The sequence below is a fragment of the Flavobacterium sp. DG2-3 genome (assembly GCF_030730925.1).
GTDB lineage: Bacteria > Bacteroidota > Bacteroidia > Flavobacteriales > Flavobacteriaceae > Flavobacterium.
On sequence record NZ_JAVAMB010000002.1, the window covers coordinates 161,171 to 183,345 of the forward strand.

A 22,175-nucleotide genomic window follows, 5' to 3' on the forward strand; every position below is an offset into this window, starting at 1 on the left:
CTTTTTAAAACTAACTTCTAATTAAATCTCCTTGAATTTTAGAAGCTTCAATAATTTGGTGAATATCTGAGTCTACAACCTCTTTCTTGATATCAGCAAACTTTAAGAACTCAACATATACAATATCCAATTGTACTTTTGTAAGTTCGTAACCTACTTTTTTAGCACGGTAAGCCAATGCTGCTCTTCCGCTTCTAGCAGTTAATATGATTGACGATTCATTTACACCAACATCTAGCGGATCCATGATTTCGTAAGTTGCTCTGTTTTTAATTACACCATCTTGGTGAATTCCTGAACTATGTGCAAATGCATTTGCTCCAACAATTGCTTTGTTTGGCTGCACAATCATTCCCATACTTTCAGAAACTAAACGGCTCATTGCGTTTAATTCTTTCGTATTAATGTTTGTATCTAGGTTTAAGTAAGGATGCTGTTTGAAAATCATTACCACTTCTTCGAGGGCTGTGTTTCCAGCTCTCTCACCAATACCATTAATAGTACATTCTATTTGTCTTGCTCCATTTATAGCTCCTGCGATAGAATTTGCAGTTGCCATTCCTAAATCATTATGACAGTGACATGAAAGGGTTACGTTTTCGATTCCTTTCACGTTTTCTTTTAAATATTTAATTTTTGCTCCGTATTCTTCAGGAAGACAATATCCTGTAGTATCTGGAATATTTAATACCGTAGCCCCAGATTTAATAACTTCTTCGCAAACTTTTGCTAAGAAAGCGTTGTCTGTTCTACCAGCATCTTCTGCATAAAACTCAACGTCTTCTACATACGATTTTGCGTGTGCAACAGCATATTTTGCTCTTGCGATAATGTCTTCTGGCGTGGTATTTAATTTGTGGAGTATGTGAGATTCTGACGTTCCGATTCCAGTGTGGATTCTAGGTTTTTTAGCATTTTTAAGCGCTGCAGCAGCAACGTCAATGTCATTTTTTACGGCTCTTGTCAATCCGCAGACGGTTGCATTTTCTACAATTTTGCAAATCTCAGAGACCGATAAAAAATCGCCTGGACTTGACACAGGAAAGCCTGCTTCGATAATGTCAACTCCCATTTGATCTAGTCGTTCTGCGATAACTAATTTTTGTTTAGTATCTAACTTACATCCTGGAACTTGTTCACCATCTCGCAATGTGGTGTCAAAAATTTGAACTTTCTCTCTATTCATATTCATTTATTTAATGTAATTTCACATCTTGATAACAAATATATATTGTACTAATACAGTATGAAATTCATTTTAATGAAATTATACTGTTTATAAAACGATTTATCCTATATTAACTAACTTATAATCAATAAGTTATATTATTATTTTTTACAATGGCTAACCATCAAAAAGATTTCTTATTTGTTCTAATCAAATCACTTTCGAAATCAGAAAAAAGGCAGTTTAAAATTTTTGCAAGCCGATTAGAAACGAGTTCAAACACAAAATTTATCGAGTTATTCAACATTTTAGATAAATCCGAAGTTTACGATGAAAAACTCATTCTGAAAAGCGGCATCATACAAAAAGTACAGTTATCCAACTTAAAATCATACTTATACAAACAAATTCTCGTAAGCATTAGATTAAATATTCCTAGCCAGAATATCCGCTACCAGCTTCGCGAACAAATGGATTTTGCGGTTATTCTTTATAATAAAGGATTATACAAGCAGAGTTTAAAAATCTTAGACAAAACCAAACAACAGGCTCTTGAAAATGATGAAAAATATATGGCGTATGAAATTGTAGAGTTCGAAAAATTAATCGAATCGCAATATATTACACGAAGTATTCAAGGCCGCGCTGACGAATTGGTTGTTCAGGCAAAAGAATTGAATTATAGAAATACGATTTCTAGCAAACTTTCAAATCTTTCGCTTCAGCTATACGGAATCATGCTGAAAACCGGTTATGTAAAAAGCGATGAAGAGTACAAGTATATAGACGATTATTTCAACAGACATATTGCAAAACTGGACGAAAGTAAGTTTGGCTTTCGCGAAAAATATTGGTTTTATAATGCGAGTCTTTGGAGAAGTTTCTTGGTACAAGATTTTCTAGCGAGTTATAAATTTGCTTATAAATGGGTTACGCTATTTTATGATAATCCGAACATGATTTACCTAAATCCTGTCTTTTTCTTAAAAGGAAATCACTATTTCTTAGAATCGCTTTATATGTTAAAGTATAAATCGAATTTCAAGAAATACCTGAATCGTTTGGAAGAAACTATTGCAGATCCAAAATTTCCTGTAAATGACAATATTGCATCATTATCGTTTCTATATGTTTATAACAATAAGCTAAACCTGCATATTTTAGAAGGAACTTTTGCTGAAAGCGAATATTTGATTCCAGAAATTTTAGATAAACTAAAACTCCACAGCGAGCATCTTGATGAGCATCACGAAATGTTGTTCTTCTACAAAATTGCTTCTATTTATTTTGGTAACGAAAAATATAACGAGTGCATTAATTACTTAGACAAAATCATCAACAACAAGAACTTAACGATGCGTGAGGATTTAATGTGCTTTGCGAGATTATTGTCGCTTATTGCACATTATGAGCTTGGAAAAGATTATTATTTGGAAAACCATCTTAAAAGCACGTATAAGTTTTTATTAAAAATGAATGACTTGCACGAAGTTCAAAAAGAAATCATTAAGTTTTTGAGAAACCTGAATAACTTCTACCCTGCTGATATTAAAAAGGAATTCAAAAAGATGCACACTCGTTTTGTGGAACTTGAAAAGAACACGTACGAAAAAAGAGCTTTCCTTTATCTTGATATTATTTCATGGCTGGAAAGCAAAATCGAAAACAGAAAAATTGCTGATATTATTAAGGAGAAAGCGAAATTGAACAACCGATAGTTTAAATTCCAATTTTTTAAATTGCTTCGACTGTTCGCTATCTCTCGGGTCCAAATTCCAAAACTTTGCGTTTAGTTTAACCGCAAAGGGCGCTAAGAGCCTGCGCAAAGTCCGCTAAGATTTTTTAAGTAAGTTTTATAAAAGTTCGCAAAGCTATATAGACAAAGCTTTGCGAACTTTATCTTTATAAATAGAATAGCTTAAAGAAAAAAACCTTGCGTTCTTTGCGGTTAAATTAAACGCAAAGGCTTACAAACTGTACTCAAAACAAGAAACCCGACAGGTTTTAAAAAACTATCAGGTTTAACAAATCCAGCTTTGCGATCTCAATCAGCGTAATGATAAACTAAAACTTAGAAAAAACTTAGCGTTCTCTGCGTAAAAAAAGGCCACAGATTATAAAGATTAAAAGGTTTTCAATTATAAACCTGACAGGTTTCAAAACGAAAAAAATCCCAAACTCCAACACATTTGGAATTTGGGATTTAAAAAATTGAGATTTATCGAATTTTATTCAACAATATTAGAAGTAGTTACATAAAAATCCTTATCCACTTCTACTTTTCTATCTTCGCTTGTGGTTTTAATTGACTGCCATTCAGTTGTTGGTTTCAACCAAGTCTCAACGCCATTTAATTTCACCCTTACAGGCATATCAAATTTCGATACGCAGTTAGTCCAGTGATATCCGAAAGTTCCGTTTTTAAACATATATTCAAAAACTGGAATTTGAGTTGTGGTTAAATATTGAGCAAAAACTCTGTTGAAATTAATTCCCGATTGTTCGTTGATGTATTCCTGAATCTGTTTTCCAGTAACGGTTTGATGATAAAAAGTCTTGTTCATTCCTCTTAAAATCGATTTCCATTTGGCATCGTCATTAATAACCTGACGAATCATGTGAAGCATTGTCGCTCCTTTCGGATACATATCTCCAGACCCTTCGTTGTTTACATCATAATGTCCGATAATTGGAGTATCATTTTTAATGTTTTTTCTGCAACCAATAACATACTCTGCACCAGCTTCTTTTCCGTAATAATATTCCACAAAAAGACTTTCAGAATAATTGGTAAAACTCTCGTGAACCCACATGTCGGCAATATCTTTGTACGTAATATTGTTCGCATACCATTCGTGTCCAGATTCGTGAATAATGATAAAATCAAATTTTAATCCCCAACCTGTACCGCTTAAATCACGTCCTAAATAACCATTTTTATATTGGTTTCCGTACGTTACAGAACTTTGGTGCTCCATTCCTAAATACGGAACTTCTACCAATTTATAGCTGTCTTCATAAAACGGATAAGGTCCAAACCAGCTTTCAAAAGCTTTCAGCATTTTTGGAGCATCTTTAAACTGCTCTTTTGCTAAAGCCAAATTATCTCTCAAAACATAATAATTACAGTCTAAATCGCCTTTTTCTCCTTTAAATACTTCAGAGAAATTTACATAATCTCCAATATTGATGTTTACCCCATAATTGTTGATCGGATTTGCAACATACCAATTGAAAGTCTTAGTTCCGTCTTTTTCTTTTTTAACGCTTTGCAATCTTCCGTTTGAAACGTCTGTCAAATCTCCAGGCACATTTACGCTAATCAGCATATTTTCTACTTCATCGTACATATGATCTTTACAAGGCCACCAAACGCTAGCACCCAAACCTTGACAAGAAGTAGCGATAAAATCTTTTCCGTTTTTATCTTTTTTCCAAGAAAATCCTCCGTCCCATGGCGCTCTCACAGCTTCTTTCGGTTTTCCGCTAAAGAAAACTTTGATTTCTTTAACGTCTCCAACTTTTTGTTTTTCTGTCAAAGTAATAAAGAAAGCATTTCCGTCTCTTTCAAACTTCAATTCTTTACCGTTTTGTGTTACTTTGGTAATGTTCATTGGCTCCTGCAAATCAATCTGCATACGGTTGTTTTCTGTTAAAACAGTATAACGAACTGTATTTGAACCCGAAATAGCTTTTTCTTTCGGATTAACCTTTACATCAAGATGATAATATTTTAGATCCCACCAAGCTCTTTCTTTTGTAATGCTTCCGCGTAAAGTGTCCTGATGTGTAAAAACGGTTTCTCCCTTATTAAGAAGTCCTTGAGCATTGGCACTAAAACCAATTAAAAAAGCAGTAAAAATGCTTCCGAAGTAATTTTTCATTAGTAAAACAGTATTATTTTGAAATCAATTTGAAACAAATGTAAACATTCGAATTAAGATTTTTAAAATTTTATGATTTCCTGATAAAATGAGACGCAGATCAAACGGATTCGCTATCGCGAAGACACGGAAAAAAAACAGATTTTTCTTTTTGTAATAATAAAAAAATCCACTTAAATCAGCGTTTTCGCGATAGCGAATCCGCTTTATCCGCGTCCATTTGCTCTTAATTTGTGATATTGAATTCTGTCACATAAAAGTTTTTATCCACTACTAAAGTAGATTTCTCTCCCATTACATTTTCAGCTTTCCAGTCTGTAGTTGGTTTCAGCCAAGTTTCAACACCATTTAAGCTTACTTTTACAGGAAGATCAAAATTTTCTACACAATTGATCCAATGGTAAACCAATCTCTGGTCCATAAAATAATATTCTAAAGTAGGCACCTGAGGCGTTCTTAAATACTGATCGAAAACTGGACTAAAATTAATGCCAGATTCTTTGCTTATAAAATCTTCAATCTGTTTTGTGGTAACCGTTTGATGGTAAAAAGTTTTATTCATTCCTCTAAGAATTGATTTCCATTTGGCATCATCATTTATAACCTGACGAATCGTATGAATCATATTGGCTCCTTTCGGATACATATCGCCAGAACCTTCTCTATTAACGTCGTAATGACCAATGATAGGATGTTTATTCTCAATCATTTTTCTAAGTCCTCTTGCATATTCATTCGCAGCATCTTTTCCATAATAATATTCAACAAAAAGCACTTCAGAATAAGTGGTAAAACTTTCATGAATCCACATGTCTGCAATGTCTTTGTAGGTAATATTATTGGCAAACCATTCGTGACCAGATTCGTGAATAATGATATAATCAAACTTCATTCCCCAGCCAGTTCCGCTTATATCATGTCCATTATGACCATTCTGATAATTGTTTCCGTAAGTAACGGAACTTTGGTGTTCCATTCCTAAATACGGAACTTCGACCAATTTATAGCTGTCTTCGTAAAACGGATACGGTCCAAACCAGCTTTCAAAAGCTTTAAGCATTTTTGGCGCATCTTTAAATTGTTCTTTTGCTTTTGCTAGATTATCTCTTAAAACATAATAATTACAGTCTAAATCGCCTTTTTCTCCTTTAAACTTTTCAGAAAAATTTACATAATCACCAATATTGATATTTACCCCATAATTGTTAATCGGATTGGAAACGTACCAATTAAAAGTCTTCGTCCCATCTTTCTGTTTTTTAACACTTTGCAATATTCCATTTGAAACATCGGTTAAATGTCCTGGAACATTGACGCTAATCAGCATATTTTCGACTTCATCATACATATGGTCTTTGCAAGGCCACCAAACGCTAGCTCCAAGCCCCTGACAAGATGAGGCTATAAAATCTTTTCCATTTTTATCTTTCTGCCAAGTAATTCCCCCATCCCAAGGCGGACGAACTGCTTCTTTTGGAACACCGCCAAACGAAACCACGATTTCTTTTGTTTCTCCAACTTTCTGATTTTCGGCCAACGTAATAAAGAAAGCATTTCCGTTTCTTTCAAATTTTAGTTCTTTACCGTTCTGCGTTACTTTGGTAATATTCATTGGCTCCTGCAAATCAATCTGCATGCGATTGTATTCGGTTAAAACAGTATAACGAACCGTATTTGATCCCGAAATAGTACGATCGGCTGGATTTACTTTTATATCCAAATGGTAATATTTCAGATCCCACCAAGCTCTTTCTTTTGTAATGCTTCCGCGTAAGGAATCCTGATGCGTAAAAACCGCTCCAGACTTTGCCATAAGTCCTTGAGCAATACCAGAAAAACTAATAAAAAGAGCCATTATAGCACTTCCAAAGTATTTTTTCATCATTTATAAATTAAGTTTTGAATTATGTTGTTATACTATTAGTATTCTTTTTTGATCAATGTTACAAAATTTGTATTCATATCCAACATTGTTTTTTATTTTAGCTGAATATAGACAATGAGATAATAAGTCAATTAGAGAATTAGATAATTAGTCGGTTAGTTAAATAATTAATTTTCTAATTGACTAATTATCTAATTTGCTAATTATCTAATTGACTAATTATTCTATTTTATGAAATTTAGCACGCTTTTATATCTTCTGCCATTCCTGTTTTCAATAAATACTTATTCACAGACAATTCCGATTTATAAAACTGCAGAAAAAATCAGTATTGATGGAGATTTATCCGATTGGGAAAAGCCTTTTCTGGGTCCGTTTGTAATTCACAATTCTGGACAAAATGCCACTCAAAAGACTTTTGTTTCACTTTCGTGGAATAATGAAAATCTTTATATCGCTTACAATTGCACTGATTCGAAGATTATTGGAACGCCACAAAAAAAGGATTCTGAAATTTTTTATACGGATGATTTGGCAGAAATATTTCTCGATCCCGATGGAGACGGTCGAAATTATATTGAAATTGGCGTTAATGCATTCTCAACCCACTACGATTTACTTTTAAAATGTATTTCTCCAGAATGCGGCGGGTGGAAAACCACAATGGCTTTTGATATTGCAGGTTTAGAAACCGTAAGTAAAATCAATGAGAATGGCTATACTGTAGAAATAAAAATTCCTTTTTCGAGTCTTGAAAAAATTGAAAACGGCGGTTTTTCAAAACCAAAAACAGGAACAAAATGGAAGGGAAATACTTTTAGAATTGATTACGGTAATACGACGGAATATCTTGCTTTACAGCCGTATAAAAGTTTAAAATTTGGCTTTCATCAGCCGAAAGAGTTTGCGGTTTTTGAGTTTGTGGAGTAGTTTTTTTTTTTTTGAAAATTTAACCGCAAAGAGCGCAAAGGATTACGCAAAGTTCGCAAAAGTTTATTAGATAAAGCTTTGCGAACTTTGCGTTTTTAGAAAGTTTAGTATATCAAATACCTTGTGTTCTTTGCGGTTAAATCGACATAAATCTGAAACAAAATTTACTTCTGACGTTTCTTCAAAACTTCAACAACATCATTTAACTGATACCCTTTTGCTTGAAGCAGTATTAAATAATGAAATAATAAATCAGCGCTTTCGCTAAGGAATAAATCGTCGTTATCATCTTTTGCTTCGATAACGACTTCCACAGCCTCTTCTCCTACTTTTTGAGCAATTTTATTAATTCCTTTTTCGAATAAAGATGCTACATAACTTTTCTCAGAATCGGCGTTTTCTCTTCTGGTTTTGATAGTGCTTTCTAACTGAGATATAAAACCGTAATTCGCTTCATTTGGTTCTTGCCAGCAAGTATCTGCACCTGTGTGACATGTTGGTCCAACTGGTTTCGCTTGAATCAAAAGCGTATCGCCATCGCAGTCATTTTTTATGCTTACCAAATTTAGAAAATTGCCACTCTCCTCACCTTTTGTCCAAAGTCTTTGTTTGGAACGGCTGAAGAATGTTACTTTTTGAGTTTCTATTGTTTTTTGAAGCGATTCTTCGTTCATATAACCCAACATCAGAACATTTTTAGTTTCTGAATCCTGAATGATCGCCGGAATTAATCCGTGTGCGCTTTTGATATCGATGTTCATTTTTATTTTAGATTTTTGATTTCAGATTTTAGATTTAATTTCTAAACTCAGTTTATTGGAATTTGGAATTTAAAATTTGGAATTTCTTCTAAATTCTAACTTCTATATTATTATTTCTAAGCTCCTGTTTCAAAGCTTTAATTTCAATTTCTTTAAAGTGAAAAACACTCGCAGCCAAAGCAGCATCTGCTTTTCCTTCTTTAAACGAATCTACAAAATGTTGAATGTTTCCGGCGCCTCCCGAAGCAATAATCGGAATATTTACTAATTGCGACAGTTTAGCCAAAGCTTCATTTGCAAAACCATTTTTAGTTCCGTCGTTGTCCATTGACGTGAATAAAATTTCTCCCGCACCACGTTCAGCCACTTCTACAGCCCAATCAAAAAGATTTAATTCCGTTGGCACTTTTCCGCCTACTAAATGCACAATCCATTGTCCATCAATTTGTTTGGCGTCTATTGCCACAACCACGCATTGGCTTCCAAATTTCTGAGCCAAATCATTAATCAACTGTGGATTTTTAACTGCCGATGAATTAATCGAAACTTTATCCGCCCCGTTATTCAGCAGAATATCAACATCTTCTACAGATGAAATTCCGCCGCCAACAGTAAACGGAATATTGATTTTTTCCGCAACGCTGCGCACCATATTCACCAGCGTTTTACGTCTTTCTTCAGTTGCCGAAATATCCAGAAAAACCAATTCATCCGCTCCTTCAGCCGAATAAATCTCAGCCAATTCCACAGGATCTCCAGCGTCCCGTAAATCTACGAAATTAACGCCTTTTACGGTTCTTCCGTTTTTAATATCTAAGCAGGGTATTATTCTTTTTGCTAACATTTTTCTAATGTGTCAATTAGATAATTAGTCAATTAGATAATTTTATGCGCTTGCTAAAATAATTATCTAATTTTCTAATTATCACATTATCTAATTATAAAGTTTTCCAGTTGTTTCAAGGAAATTCTTCCTTCATAAATTGCTTTTCCAATAATTGTTCCCTCACAACCTAGTTCTGCAAGTTTTGGCAATTCGTCGAAAGTTGAAATTCCTCCAGAAGCAATTAACTTTACTTCTTTCGCTTCCGCTAAAATCTTCGCATACAAATCAAAACTTGGGCCTTGAAGCATTCCGTCTTTTGCAATGTCGGTACAAATAACATACTGAATCCCTTTAGATTGATAATCCTGAATAAACGGAATCAAATCTTCATTGGATTCTTCTAACCAGCCTGAAACTGCAATTTTTTCATCTTTTGCATCTGCGCCCAAAATGATTTTTTCTGTTCCGTATTCAGAAATCCATTTTTCGAAAATAGTTCTGTTTTTTACTGCGATACTTCCGCCAGTAATCTGGTTTGCACCGCTTTCAAAAGCAATGCTCAAATCATCATCAGACTTTAATCCGCCGCCAAAATCAATTTTTAAGCTCGTTTGCGATGCAATTTGTTCTAATATCTTGTAATTGACAATTTTGCTCGATTTTGCACCGTCAAGATCTACTAAATGCAGATATTCTATTCCGTGTGCTTCAAATGATTTCGCCACTTCCAGCGGATTTTCATTGTAAATTATCTTAGTATCATAATCACCTTTGGACAAACGAACGCATTTTCCTTCAATGATATCTATGGCTGGTATTATTCTCATTTTTTGGTATTTTAGATTTTAGAGTTCAGATTTTAGATTTTCTGAAAACTTAATTTTTGATTTATTTTTCTAATTCAACTCTATTTGTAAATCATTACTGAAATAACTTTTCCAAAATTCAATGACATTTTGAATTTCTTCATTAAAATCCAAAGTAGTTTCATCTTCTAATACTATTTCTAATCGTGAAACGTCAAAATCATCACTTGAGAAATCTTCTTTACAAAAATCACCTTCATGTATACTAGTTGTTCTTATAAATGCTTTAGGTCTATCAAGATTTTTATGTTTTGAAGCATTTGCTATATCGTGCATAATTTTTAAAGAATGGCATCTTGGGTATAATGAACTTCTTAAATCTCCAATTTTATCATAACCGTGAATATTTTCAAATTCAACAAAAACCCAATCAATAATATGCCAAGCATTTGTGCATAAATTATTAGCCTTATATTCTGTCAAATTATCTTTACGAAAATCATGATATTCGAAAATCAATTCTTCAAGTTTCTTTGCTGAATTATCAATAAAAGATTTAGCCATAATTTACATTTTCAAAAAGTTCCCAAGTATTTTCTCTCCCACATCACCGCTTTTTTCTGGGTGAAATTGTGTTCCGTAAAAATTATCTTTTTGCAAAGCTGATGCGTATTCTACATCATAATTTGTTGTAGCGATTGATTCAGCACAATTTGGTGCATAAAAACTATGAACCAGATACATAAATTCATTTTCAGAAATACCTTTAAACAAATCGGTTTTTAAATCGTAAATCTGATTCCACCCCATTTGTGGCACTTTTACGTTGTTTGAAAATTTCAAAACATCAACATCAAAAATCCCTAAACCTTCCGTATTTCCTTCTTCGGTTTTGTTACACATTAACTGCATTCCGAGACAGATTCCTAAAACAGGCTGTTTCAATTGCGGAATCAAATTATCCAAACCGCTTTCGTGAAGTTTACTCATCGCCGAACTCGCCTCGCCAACTCCAGGAAAAATCACTTTATCTGCCGATTTAATTTCATCCGGATTATTACTCAAAACAGCTTTAAAACCCAATCTTTCAATAGCAAACATAATGCTCTGAATATTTCCTGCTCCGTAATTTATAATTACTATTTTCAAAATTAATTTAGATTTTAGATTTTAGATTTTAGATTTCTCTTTATTCCTAAAATCATTAATACTTAATTTAGCGTCGAACTTAACCGCAAAGTTCGTAAGGTTTTATCGCAAAGAGCGCAAGAAAAAAACTTGCGAATTTTGCGTAATTCTTAGCGTGCCTTGCGGTTAAACCTTTTACAACATTCCTTTAGTTGAAGGCAAAATCATTTTTTCTGTATCTCTTTTTACAGCTACTTTTATCGCTTTCGCGAAAGCTTTAAAAATGGCTTCAATTTTATGATGTTCGTTGATTCCTTCCGCTTTGATATTTAAATTGGCTTTTGCGCCATCTGTGAATGATTTAAAGAAGTGATAAAACATTTCTGTCGGCATTTTACCTACCATCTCGCGTTTAAATTCAGTTTCCCAAATCAGCCAATTTCTTCCCCCAAAGTCAATTGCAGCTTGCGCTAAGCAATCGTCCATTGGAAGACAGAATCCGTAACGTTCAATCCCCAATTTATTTCCTAACGCTTTCGCGAAAACTTCACCCAAAGCAATTGCTGTATCTTCGATTGTGTGGTGTTCGTCAACTTCTAAATCACCTTTTACGGTGATTTCTAAGTCCATTTGACCGTGACGCGAGATTTGGTCTAACATGTGATCAAAAAAGGCAATTCCCGTATCGATTTTGCTTTTTCCGGTTCCATCAAGATTTAAATTGATGTAAATATCAGTCTCATTTGTTTTACGAGTGATTGATGCCGAACGAGCCTCTAGTTTTAAAAACTCATAAATGGTCTTCCAATCCATTGATTGTAAAACGATTGTTTCGTTTAACTCTTCACGTTTAGAAGAAATTTCACTGCTTCCAATTCCATCTGTGTTATTCATGAAAATTGCTTTTGCACCAAGGTTTTTAGCCAACTCCACATCGGTTAAACGATCTCCTAAAACAAAAGAATTAGCCAAATCATATTCTGGATTGTTCAAATATTTGGTCAGCATTCCAGTTCTAGGCTTGCGCGTTGGCGCATTTTCTTCTGGAAAAGATCGGTCAACAAAGATTTCGTCAAACTTTACGCCTTCATTTTCAAAAGCTTTCAGAATAAAGTTTTGCGTTGGCCAAAATGTATCTTCAGGAAAACTGTCTGTTCCTAATCCGTCTTGATTGGTTACCATTGCTAATTCGTAATCTAATTCAGAAGCAATCTTAGCCAAATATTGAAATGCTTTCGGATAAAACTCTAATTTATCTAAGCTGTCTAATTGATAATTTTCAGGTTCTAAAACAATCGTTCCATCACGATCGATAAAAAGTACTTTTTTCATAATATAATCTTATTGAGCTTAATCTCTATTAAAATGTTTAATATTTAAATTCGCGCTCTATGTAATTTATTTCTATTTTGTTATCAGAATTTATATCCTGAAAATATACGCCAGTCCAATTATAATCATCATATTTTTGATAAACACTCTTGTTGTACAATCTAGGTTCTTTGTCATGATTTAAAGTGATTTTTCCATAAATTTCGGTTGGAAAGTTCTTCTCATTATACTTATATGTATATACATCATTCTGAATCCCATTCAAATAAGTTTCTTTAATAATATTCTTATTCGCATCATATTCATATGAATATGTCCAGCTTGAATTAATACTTCCGTCGTCTTCCAAATACGCTTCAGTTTTCTTTACAAGCAAATCATTTTCATAATCGTACTTTATAAATTTTTCATATTTTTCTTCACGATAAAACTTTTCTTCTATAAGATTCTTATTTAGATAGACAAATTTTGTTTTACCAACAACTTTGCCTTCATCATCATAAAAAATCGATTCAATTTTCTGATTATCTTTATTATAAATATTTTTTTTTGAATCTTTTTCTTCTGAAGGAAATTCTGAATACTCTACAAATTCATTATTTGAATCTTTAACATAAACTTTTTCATATAAAAATTCTCCTTTTATAAAACCCGTTTTTGTTTTCTTTGCTTTGTAAAACGTTTCTTTATATTCTTTCGGATTGCCTCTTATGGCACCTAAAAGCTCTTCAGTTTGTGCTGAAGCATTAATAAAAACAAAAAAGAATGCTAAATAGATTAATTTCATATGGCAGTTTTTAAATATTGTTAAAAATTATTCAAGTTTCCTTAATTCCCTAATCACAACTTCATTTTCTTCTTTTGTTCCGATTGTGAAACGAAGACAGTTTTCGCATAAAGGTTGAGTCGTTCTGTTTCGGATTACAATTCCTTTGTCAATCAACTGATCGTATCTTTTGTTAGCATCATCCACTTTTGCTAAAATAAAATTAGCTTCTGTTGGGTATACTTTTTCGACAAAACTTACTTCAAGTAATACTTTAAGCAATTCTTCTCTTTGATCAATAATTGAAGCTATTTCTTGTTTAATTTTTTCTGAATCTTTTAAACGCTCGATTGCTTTTTGCTGTGTTAATTCGTTTACGTTATAAGGCGGTTTGATTTTATTTAAAATCGAAATCACAGCTTCAGAAGCGTAACAAATTCCTAAACGAATTCCTGCCAAACCATAGGCTTTAGAAAGTGTTTGTGTTATGATCAGATTTGGATATGCATCAATTTCTGTCATCCAGCTTTCTTTTTCCGAAAAGTCAATATAAGCTTCATCAATCACAACTAAACCTTTGAAATTTTGAAGCAGCTTTACCACGCTTTCGTCAGAAAAAGAATTTCCAGTTGGATTGTTTGGCGAACATAAGAAGATGATTTTTGTGTTTTCATCAACAGCTTCTAAAATTTTTTCTACTTGTGGCTGAAAATCTGTAGAAAGCAAAACTTCTCTGTTTTCTACATTATTAATATTCGCCAAAACACTGTACATTCCGTATGTTGGTGGCAATGAAATAATGTTATCTGTTTTCGGTTCGCAGAACGCTCTGAAAAGCAAATCTAAAACTTCATCACTTCCGTTTCCTAATAAAATCTGACTCTGTTTTACTAAATTATTTTTAGCCAAAATCGCTTTTACAGACAGCTGCTGCGGGTCTGGATAACGATTTACGCCATTCTGAAACGGATTTTCATTCGCATCCAAGAAAATCATTTCGGCTGTGTCAAAATCTTCAAATTCATCACGCGCCGATGAATATGGTTTTAAAGATTTTACGTTTTCTCGCGTTATTGTATTTATATCGAAGGTACTCATTGTTTTTTTATTTTCCTGCAAGGTTTCCAAAACCTTGTAGGTATTACTATTAAACTTTTAAATCGCAAATCTATTTAGACCTACGAGGTTTTGGAAACCTCGCAGGACTGCAGACGTAATGTCACTGCGTTCTTGTGCGCCTGTAAGCCTTCAGCTTCAGCCATCAATTCGATAGCTTTTCCTATATTTTGAATTCCTTTTTCTGAAATCTTCTGAAATGTCATCGATTTCATAAAACTATCCAAATTTACGCCACTGTAATTCTTGGCATAACCATTTGTCGGTAAGGTGTGATTAGTTCCTGAAGCGTAATCTCCGGCACTTTCTGGCGTATAATTTCCAATAAAAACAGAACCCGCATTTACAATTCCGTTGCAGTAGAAATCATCATATTCAGAACAGATTATAAAGTGTTCCGGGCCATATTCATTAATTAAATCTAAGGCGATTTGGTCGTTTTCAACATAAATCAGTTTCGAATTTTCGATAGCTTTTTCTGCAATTGCCTTTCTTGGTAGCACTTCCAATTGCGATTGAACTTCTTTTTCTACTTCTGCAATCAGTTTTTTCGAAGTCGAAACTAAAATCACCTGACTGTCTGTTCCGTGTTCTGCCTGCGACAATAAATCGGACGCTACGAAAGCTGGAACCGCAGTATCGTCAGCCACAATCAATAATTCTGAAGGCCCTGCAGGCATATCGATTGCAACGCCAAATTGTGTCGCCAATTGTTTTGCCACAGTTACGAACTGATTTCCAGGCCCGAAAATTTTGTATACTTTCGGAATTGACTGTGTTCCGAAAGTCATTCCTGCAATAGCTTGAATTCCGCCAACTTTTAGAATTTTAGTTACACCGCATAAATTGGCAGCATATAAAATCGCTGGATTGATTTTTCCTTTTTTGTCTGGGGGCGAACACAATACAATTTCTTTGCAACCCGCAATTTCAGCAGGAACTGCCAACATCAAAACAGTAGAAAACAAAGGCGCAGTTCCTCCTGGAATGTATAAACCAATTTTTTGGATTGGTCTTTTTTCCTGCCAACAACTTACTCCTTCAATTGTTTCAACCGAAACTCTATCTGTTTTTTGGGCATTGTGAAATTTATAAATATTCTCTTTTGCTAATTCAATAGCTTCTTTCAATTCGCTTGGAATCAAACTAATTGCCTCGTTAATTTCTTCTTGAGAAACTTGATAATTATCTAGTGAAATTCCGTCAAAAATTGAAGTGTATTTTGCCACTGATTCATCTCCTTTTTTCTGAACTTCTCTAAAAATTTCTTTTACCGTAACCTCAATATCATCAATAGTTTGAGTTGGTCTTTTTAATATTTCTGACCAGATTTCTGGTTTTGGATTGTCTATTTTGTTCATAATATTTTTAATATTAAATTCCAATTTTTTAAGTTCCAAATTCCAATGCTTTGTCTTAAAATTTTACCGCAAAGAGCGCAAGGTTTTTTATTCTCTTTGTCTATAAAAACGCTAAGCCCGCAAAGCTGTTGTCCAAAATTGGAATTTGGAATTTTATATTTGGAATTTCTTTCTACAGTACCATTTTCTCAATTGGGCAAACTAAAATCCCTTCTGCCCCTACTTCTTTTAATTGATCAATTACATCCCAAAAAGTATCTTTGTCAATTACCGAGTGAACACTGCTCCAACCTTCTTGTGCTAACGGCAAAACCGTCAAACTTCTCAAAACCGGAAGAATTTTTCCAACTGCATCAATTTTGTCATTTGGAACGTTCATTAGAATGTATTTTGAATTTCTAGCTCTTAAAACAGCTTGAATTCTAAATTTTAAAGTATCAATGTGTTTTTGGATTTCTGGAGAAACTTTTGGAGAAACCGCTAGAACAGCTTCACTTTTTAAAATCACTTCAACTTCTTTTAAGTTGTTTTTAAATAAAGTGCTTCCGCTTGAAACAATATCTACAATTGCATCTGCAAGTCCGATATTTGGCGCAATTTCTACAGAACCAGAGATTTGATGAATATCTACAGTTAAACCGAATTGGTTGAAATATTCGTTAACGGTGTTTGGATAAGAAGTTGCAATACGAAGATTAGCTAAATCCTGAACAGAATTATATTCGAAAGTTTTAGGAACCGCTACAGAAACTTTACATTTTGAAAATCCAAGTTTTTGAACGACTTCGATGCCTTTTCCTTTTTCTACCAAAAGATTATCGCCAACGATGGCTAAATCAACCACTCCATCAATTAAATATTGCGGAATATCTGAATTTCTAAGGTATAAAACTTCAAGAGGAAAGTTTGAAGCTTCGGCTTTTAACTGATCGATTCCGTTGTTGATTGAAATACCGCAATCTTTTAAGATTTGAATGCTGTCTTCGTTTAAACGACCAGATTTTTGAATTGCAATTTTTAAAGTACTCATTTTTTTAGTTGTTTGTTGGATTAATAGTTTGAGTACAAAGAGAGCTTGAATTAAAAAACCCGTTTGATGTACTCAAACGGGTTTTAAAATATGATGATTTACACGCATATCATTAACACATCGCTTGAGAGCAATAATGTAAATGATGATGATGTAATTGAATTGAGATCATGATTCGGTTTGTTTTTTACTTCTTTGATTCGGTTGCAAATATACTAGATAAAATAATTAAAAAGCAATTTTTATTTTAACTTAACGATAGTTTATTGTTAAAAATCGTTTTAGATAGCATTTTACTTAATGATTTTAGAATTACTTTAACGAATTATCATATTCGTCAAAAACCAATAAAACCTTGGTTCCTTTTCCTATTTCGCTTTCAATTTTGAATTTAATCTGCAGCAGATTGGTCATTCTTTTTACAATAAACAATCCAAGCCCAGTTCCTTTAATTTCGGAATGATTAAGCGAATCTGATCTGAAAAACGGATTCAAAATAGACTCCAGATCTTTCTTTGCAATTCCGATTCCATGATCTGAAACGGTGCATACAATTTTATGGTTTTCTCTTGACAATGAAATTTTAACTTCATTATCTGGTTTTGAATATTTTACCGCATTTGAAATAATATTTCGAAGAATTGTTACGGTCAAATAATTATCAGAATAAATGTAAAATTCTTCTGAAGCATCCAAAATCACATTTATTCTTCCTGATTTAATCTTCTCTGCATTCAATTTTAAAACGTCTAAAATTGCCGCATTCAAATAGACATTTTCTTTAAGAATGTTCTGTTTCTGATTCTCAAAACGCGCCATCAAAAGCAGCTGATCTACAAGTGAATTTAAATGGTCTACTTCGTTAATACAATAATTTATTTTTTCTTCGTATTCCTTACTATCACGAGGTTTGCGTATAAGAACTTCAAGTGTTCCTTTAATTACTGTAAGCGGAGTTCTTAATTCATGAGAAGCATCAGAAGTAAACTGTTTTTCACGTTCAATTGCGTCTTCAATTCGGTTCAATAAATTATTAATTGTTTTAGAAAGTGTAAACAATTCGTCTCTCGTTTTTGGCAACGGAATTCTGGATTTTAAATTGTCTTTTGTAATGGCTTTCGAAGTCTCTATAATATCGTTTATGGGTTTTATACTCCTTCCCGCATAGAATCTCGCTAAGAAAAACAAAATCAAAAGAATGATCGGAAATGTAATGAGCAAGGTATCCATCAGATTATCTAAAACTTTCGACGAATCTGAAAGCGACATAGCAATGATTAAATACCCTATTTTCTTTGATTTTAAATGAAGTGGAACTTGAATCTGACGAATTTTATTGCCTAATAATTTGGTGTCAAAAAGCTGAAAATGGTCTTTATTTTCATGATAAATCAGTTTTTCATTCTTTAGATTAGGCGATTTCTCAATGATTTTTTTATTCAAATCTAAAAATTGGACAAAAACAGGATTTACATCTACAGAGTTGTGCTCTCTTTCCTCCCATTCTTCGGCATCCATAAAGATTATTTTGCCATTTTCTTCTTTAATTTCTTTAAAATGATCTTGAATTTCGGTATTTAAATTTTCGTCAATATGGTTGTAAACGGTAAGTTTTACAATGAAATAAATAGCAGAAAAGACCACTAAAACCAAAAGTCCTGTTCCTACAATATAATTTAATGCAATTCTATTTTTAAAAGATAATGATGTCATTTTGCTAATCATTGGCGATGTATCCAATGCCTCGGATGGTTTTTATATAATCTTCTTCAATTTTAAGGTTTAGTTTTTTTCTAATGGCATTCATAAAAACATCAATAACGCCCGTATCGTACTCAAAATTGATTTCCCAAACATCTCTCAAAATTTGATTTCTAGTGCAGACTTTCCCTTTATGTTCAATCAAATACGCTAACAATTCAAATTCTCGCTGGGTAAGCGAAATTTCCTCTTCCCCTTTTAAAACAATATGCCGAGACAAATCCATCGTAATGTTTCCGAGCGTCAAGGTTTCGGTCTTTTTTTTATTTCGAAAGTGAACTTTAATTCGCTCAACTAGTTCTTCGAAACTAAAAGGCTTTTTAATATAATCGTTTGCACCCGCTTTTAAACCTTCTATAGTTTCTTGAACGGTGTCTTTTGCAGTCAAAAAAATGATTGGCGTAACTTGGTCTTTTATACGGATCGCTTTGCACAGGTCAAGACCATTAATTTTTGGCAGCATCCAATCTAAAAGAATCAAGTCAAATTTTTGCTCCTGAACCAGCTCAAAACCTTTAGAGCCATCTCCTGCAGTAGTGATTTCATAGCCTTCTTCCTGTAAGCCTTGTTTTAGAAATTGGACAATTCCTATTTCATCTTCAACTATTAAAATATGCATTACTGTATCTGATTAATTTGAATTTCATTTTGCAATCCAAAGATAGATAATTTAGTCCTCTGAAATAAATCGAACACTCTAATAAACAAAGAAAACCAGCATCTTAAGCAAACTTTAAGTTAACGCTAAGCAAGGTAATAGCCGAACTTAATCTAGCATTAATCAATCGAAATTAATTTTGTAAAAAAATAAAACTGATGCATTTTTACAAAAAACTTTCGCCCTTTTACAATCTTGCTTTATTATACTTTATAGTAAGTTTTATATTAAGAATAGTACTGCTTTTTCATCCCATTACCCAAAGTTCATTTACTTTTACGGAGAGTTTAAAAATCTTTTCATTCGGCCTATTATCTGACTTTTTCGTCTTTACTATAGCTTCCGTTTTCCTGTGGCTGTATCTTATTTTTATTTCTAATTCAAAATACAATGCCCCTTACGGATATATTATTCTTGCGAGTTTTGTAGCACTTTTAATTTATACAGCATCTGGAAAAAGCATTTTTGATGAATATGGCGGTGCTTTACCCAAAATTGTTTTGATTTTTGTTTCTCTAAAAACACTTTTGTTTTCGTTTTTTCTTTTCCTGCCAAAACATAGAAACAAAATCAGATTTTGGCTCTTTGCCTTTGTGATTTTTTTATATGTTTTATTGATTCTTCAAAACGCAATAAGCGAATTTTTCTTCTGGAATGAATTTGGCGTAAAATACAATTTTATTGCTGTTAATTATCTCATTTACACTAACGAAGTCATTGGCAATATTATGCAGTCTTATCCAGTAGTTCCAATATTTTCTGCTTTGTTTCTTATTACTGGAGCAATCACTTATTTTATTATAAAGAAATCAAGAAATTATATTGACGAAATTCCCAGTTTTAATGAAAAACTAAAAATTTCAGCTCTTTATGCGGTTCTTTCTATCACTTCTTTATTAGCAATTCCGGGATTAGCGAAAACACAGAATTCTAAAAATATTTTTGTTAATGAACTGCAATCTAACGGAATTTATAAATTCTATTTGGCATTTCAGAACAACAAATTAGATTATTTTAAATTCTACAAAACAATTCCTAACGAAAAAGCATTTGCAATTTTAAAACACGAATTGCCGTCAATTTCAGGAAAAAACACCATCAGAGAAATCAAGGAAGATTCTATTGAACAACATAAAAATGTAGTTTTAATTACCATTGAAAGCTTAAGTGCCGATTTCATGAAGATGTATGGAAACAAACAAAATATTACACCATTTTTAGACAGTCTTGCTCAAAAAAGCTTGCTCTTTACCAATGTGTATGCAGCCGGAAACAGAACAGTACGTGGTCTTGAAGCCGTAACTTTATGCCTTCCTCCTACAGCTGGAGAAAGTGTTGTAAAAAGAGAAGATAACAAAAATAAATTCTCAACGGGATCTGTATTTCTTAAAAAGGGATACAATGTAAAATTCATGTATGGTGGAGATGCTTTTTTTGACAATATGCAGGATTTTTATTCTGGAAATGGTTATCAGATTATTGACAAATCGAATTTTTCTGAAAATGAAGTTACTTTCTCTAATGTATGGGGCGTTTGCGATGAAGATATGTATAATAAAGCAATCAAAGTCATGAACAGTGAAGCCAAAGAAAACAGACCTTTCTTTAATCATATTATGACGGTTAGCAATCACAGGCCTTTTACTTATCCGAACAATAAAATTGATATTCCTGGAAATATTAAATCTCGTGATGGCGGCGTAAAATATACTGATTACGCTTTGAAACAATTCTTCAAGCAGGCTGAAAAACAGTCTTGGTTTAAAAATACAGTTTTTGTAATTGTAGCCGATCATTGTGCTTCGAGCGCAGGAAAAACGGAACTTCCGTTAGATAAATACCGAATTCCTGCTTTGATTTACACTCCAGACAGAAAACCCGAAAAATACACTAAACTCATGTCTCAGATTGATATTATGCCTACTTTATTCGGACTTCTAAATTTTGATTATGAAAGCAAATTCTTTGGTCAAGATGTATTTAAAACAGACTATCAGCCACGTGCTTTTATAGCGACTTATCAGGATTTAGGTTTAATAAAAGATAATGTTTTGACGATTCTGTCTCCAAAACAACAGATCAAACAGTTCAAATTAAAACTTAATAATACAATTGGAATTTCTCCTGAGTTTCAAATTCATTACGATGAAATTCCGCTGAAAGCTGAAAATAACGACTTGGTTAATCAAACTATTTCTTATTATCAATCCGCTTCTTATGTTTTGAAAGAGAAAGAATACCAGTTTAAGGATTTGGCTGATAGGAATAAGAAATTGTACGCTAACGTTCGTAATTAACATTTTTTTTTACCGCAGAGAACGCGGAGCTTTTACGCAGAGATCGCAAAGTTTTTTTGAGTGAATTTTATAAATAAAAAAGTTCGCGAAGCTGATATGATTCTTAACGTCTATAAACCCACCAGGTTTTAAAAACCTATCGGGTTTCGATTCTGAAATCCTTTAGTTTAATCTGTGGTTAATTTTTTAACGCAGAGAACGCTAAGGAATTTTTCAAAGTTTGTGTTTGTCTTTGTGTTGAATAAGTTCGCAAAGCTGTGCTGGTTAAACCTGAAAGTTTTTTTTAAAACCTTTCAGGTTTAGTTTTTGATATTTTTGTCAGGCTGAGCGTCCCGAAGTTTCGGTAGAAGCCCACATGCCAATTGGAACGCCCTTCGACTTCGCTCAGGGTGACAAACTATAAAATCAAAAGAGTTCACAAAGCTTATAGATAAAGCTTTGCGAACTCTTTTATTTATAAAATTTA

Annotated in this window: 18 protein-coding genes; 3 read left to right on the forward strand and 15 right to left on the reverse strand. The window is 33.0% G+C overall.

What is annotated here, in order from left to right:
- Positions 1 to 10 precede the first annotated feature (10 nt).
- Positions 11 to 1,186: a 2-isopropylmalate synthase gene (locus Q9Q97_RS04730; RefSeq protein ID WP_306155165.1), complete on the reverse strand. Its 1,176-nt coding sequence runs from the start codon at positions 1,184 to 1,186 to the stop codon at positions 11 to 13.
- Between the two features lie 155 nt (positions 1,187 to 1,341).
- On the opposite strand from Q9Q97_RS04730, the gene Q9Q97_RS04735 reads away from it, so the two are divergent.
- Positions 1,342 to 2,886, forward strand: coding sequence for a hypothetical protein (locus Q9Q97_RS04735; RefSeq protein ID WP_306155167.1), 1,545 nt, complete (start codon positions 1,342 to 1,344; stop codon positions 2,884 to 2,886).
- 510 nt (positions 2,887 to 3,396) lie between these two features.
- Here Q9Q97_RS04735 and Q9Q97_RS04740 read toward each other — a convergent pair.
- The gene (locus Q9Q97_RS04740; protein ID WP_306155169.1) at positions 3,397 to 5,052 is read right to left on the reverse strand and encodes a M1 family metallopeptidase; all 1,656 of its coding nucleotides are present in this window, start codon (positions 5,050 to 5,052) and stop codon (positions 3,397 to 3,399) included.
- A gap of 226 nt (positions 5,053 to 5,278) precedes the next feature.
- Entirely contained in the window at positions 5,279 to 6,934 is a 1,656-nt protein-coding gene (locus tag Q9Q97_RS04745) for a M1 family metallopeptidase (RefSeq protein WP_306155571.1), read from the reverse strand.
- Positions 6,935 to 7,168: 234 nt separating this feature from the next.
- On the opposite strand from Q9Q97_RS04745, the gene Q9Q97_RS04750 reads away from it, so the two are divergent.
- A complete protein-coding gene (locus Q9Q97_RS04750; RefSeq protein ID WP_306155171.1) occupies positions 7,169 to 7,867 on the forward strand; it encodes a carbohydrate-binding family 9-like protein in 699 nt (232 codons plus the stop codon).
- A gap of 164 nt (positions 7,868 to 8,031) precedes the next feature.
- Here the strand turns inward: Q9Q97_RS04750 and hisIE are convergent, their stop codons facing one another.
- From hisIE to Q9Q97_RS04810, 12 genes are all read right to left on the reverse strand, one after another.
- Positions 8,032 to 8,634, reverse strand: a complete 603-nt coding sequence (hisIE, locus tag Q9Q97_RS04755; RefSeq protein ID WP_306155574.1) for a bifunctional phosphoribosyl-AMP cyclohydrolase/phosphoribosyl-ATP diphosphatase HisIE — start codon at positions 8,632 to 8,634, stop codon at positions 8,032 to 8,034.
- Positions 8,635 to 8,716: 82 nt separating this feature from the next.
- Entirely contained in the window at positions 8,717 to 9,472 is a 756-nt protein-coding gene (gene hisF / locus Q9Q97_RS04760) for an imidazole glycerol phosphate synthase subunit HisF (RefSeq protein ID WP_306155172.1), read from the reverse strand.
- Positions 9,473 to 9,558: 86 nt separating this feature from the next.
- Positions 9,559 to 10,281 carry a 1-(5-phosphoribosyl)-5-[(5-phosphoribosylamino)methylideneamino]imidazole-4-carboxamide isomerase gene (gene hisA / locus Q9Q97_RS04765; protein ID WP_306155174.1) on the reverse strand — a complete coding sequence of 241 codons (723 nt, stop codon included), beginning with the start codon at positions 10,279 to 10,281 and terminating at the stop codon, positions 9,559 to 9,561.
- 69 nt (positions 10,282 to 10,350) lie between these two features.
- Entirely contained in the window at positions 10,351 to 10,824 is a 474-nt protein-coding gene (locus Q9Q97_RS04770; protein WP_306155176.1) for a hypothetical protein, read from the reverse strand.
- 3 nt (positions 10,825 to 10,827) lie between these two features.
- The gene (gene hisH / locus Q9Q97_RS04775; protein WP_306155178.1) at positions 10,828 to 11,409 is read right to left on the reverse strand and encodes an imidazole glycerol phosphate synthase subunit HisH; all 582 of its coding nucleotides are present in this window, start codon (positions 11,407 to 11,409) and stop codon (positions 10,828 to 10,830) included.
- A 174-nt stretch (positions 11,410 to 11,583) separates the two neighbouring features.
- On the reverse strand, positions 11,584 to 12,720 hold the full coding sequence (gene hisB, locus Q9Q97_RS04780) for a bifunctional histidinol-phosphatase/imidazoleglycerol-phosphate dehydratase HisB (protein ID WP_306155180.1): 1,137 nt from the start codon (positions 12,718 to 12,720) through the stop codon (positions 11,584 to 11,586).
- A 37-nt stretch (positions 12,721 to 12,757) separates the two neighbouring features.
- Positions 12,758 to 13,507, reverse strand: coding sequence for a hypothetical protein (locus Q9Q97_RS04785; RefSeq protein ID WP_306155182.1), 750 nt, complete (start codon positions 13,505 to 13,507; stop codon positions 12,758 to 12,760).
- 27 nt (positions 13,508 to 13,534) lie between these two features.
- A complete protein-coding gene (gene hisC, locus Q9Q97_RS04790; protein WP_306155184.1) occupies positions 13,535 to 14,584 on the reverse strand; it encodes a histidinol-phosphate transaminase in 1,050 nt (349 codons plus the stop codon).
- A gap of 80 nt (positions 14,585 to 14,664) precedes the next feature.
- Entirely contained in the window at positions 14,665 to 15,963 is a 1,299-nt protein-coding gene (hisD, locus tag Q9Q97_RS04795; protein WP_306155186.1) for a histidinol dehydrogenase, read from the reverse strand.
- A gap of 172 nt (positions 15,964 to 16,135) precedes the next feature.
- Positions 16,136 to 16,993, reverse strand: coding sequence for an ATP phosphoribosyltransferase (hisG, locus tag Q9Q97_RS04800; RefSeq protein WP_306155188.1), 858 nt, complete (start codon positions 16,991 to 16,993; stop codon positions 16,136 to 16,138).
- 312 nt (positions 16,994 to 17,305) lie between these two features.
- Positions 17,306 to 18,706: a cell wall metabolism sensor histidine kinase WalK gene (locus tag Q9Q97_RS04805; protein WP_306155190.1), complete on the reverse strand. Its 1,401-nt coding sequence runs from the start codon at positions 18,704 to 18,706 to the stop codon at positions 17,306 to 17,308.
- A gap of 4 nt (positions 18,707 to 18,710) precedes the next feature.
- The gene (locus Q9Q97_RS04810) at positions 18,711 to 19,373 is read right to left on the reverse strand and encodes a response regulator transcription factor (RefSeq protein WP_306155191.1); all 663 of its coding nucleotides are present in this window, start codon (positions 19,371 to 19,373) and stop codon (positions 18,711 to 18,713) included.
- A 197-nt stretch (positions 19,374 to 19,570) separates the two neighbouring features.
- Between Q9Q97_RS04810 and Q9Q97_RS04815 the strand changes: the two genes are divergently transcribed.
- Positions 19,571 to 21,709 carry an LTA synthase family protein gene (locus Q9Q97_RS04815; protein ID WP_306155192.1) on the forward strand — a complete coding sequence of 713 codons (2,139 nt, stop codon included), beginning with the start codon at positions 19,571 to 19,573 and terminating at the stop codon, positions 21,707 to 21,709.
- The last annotated feature ends 466 nt before the right edge of the window (positions 21,710 to 22,175 follow it).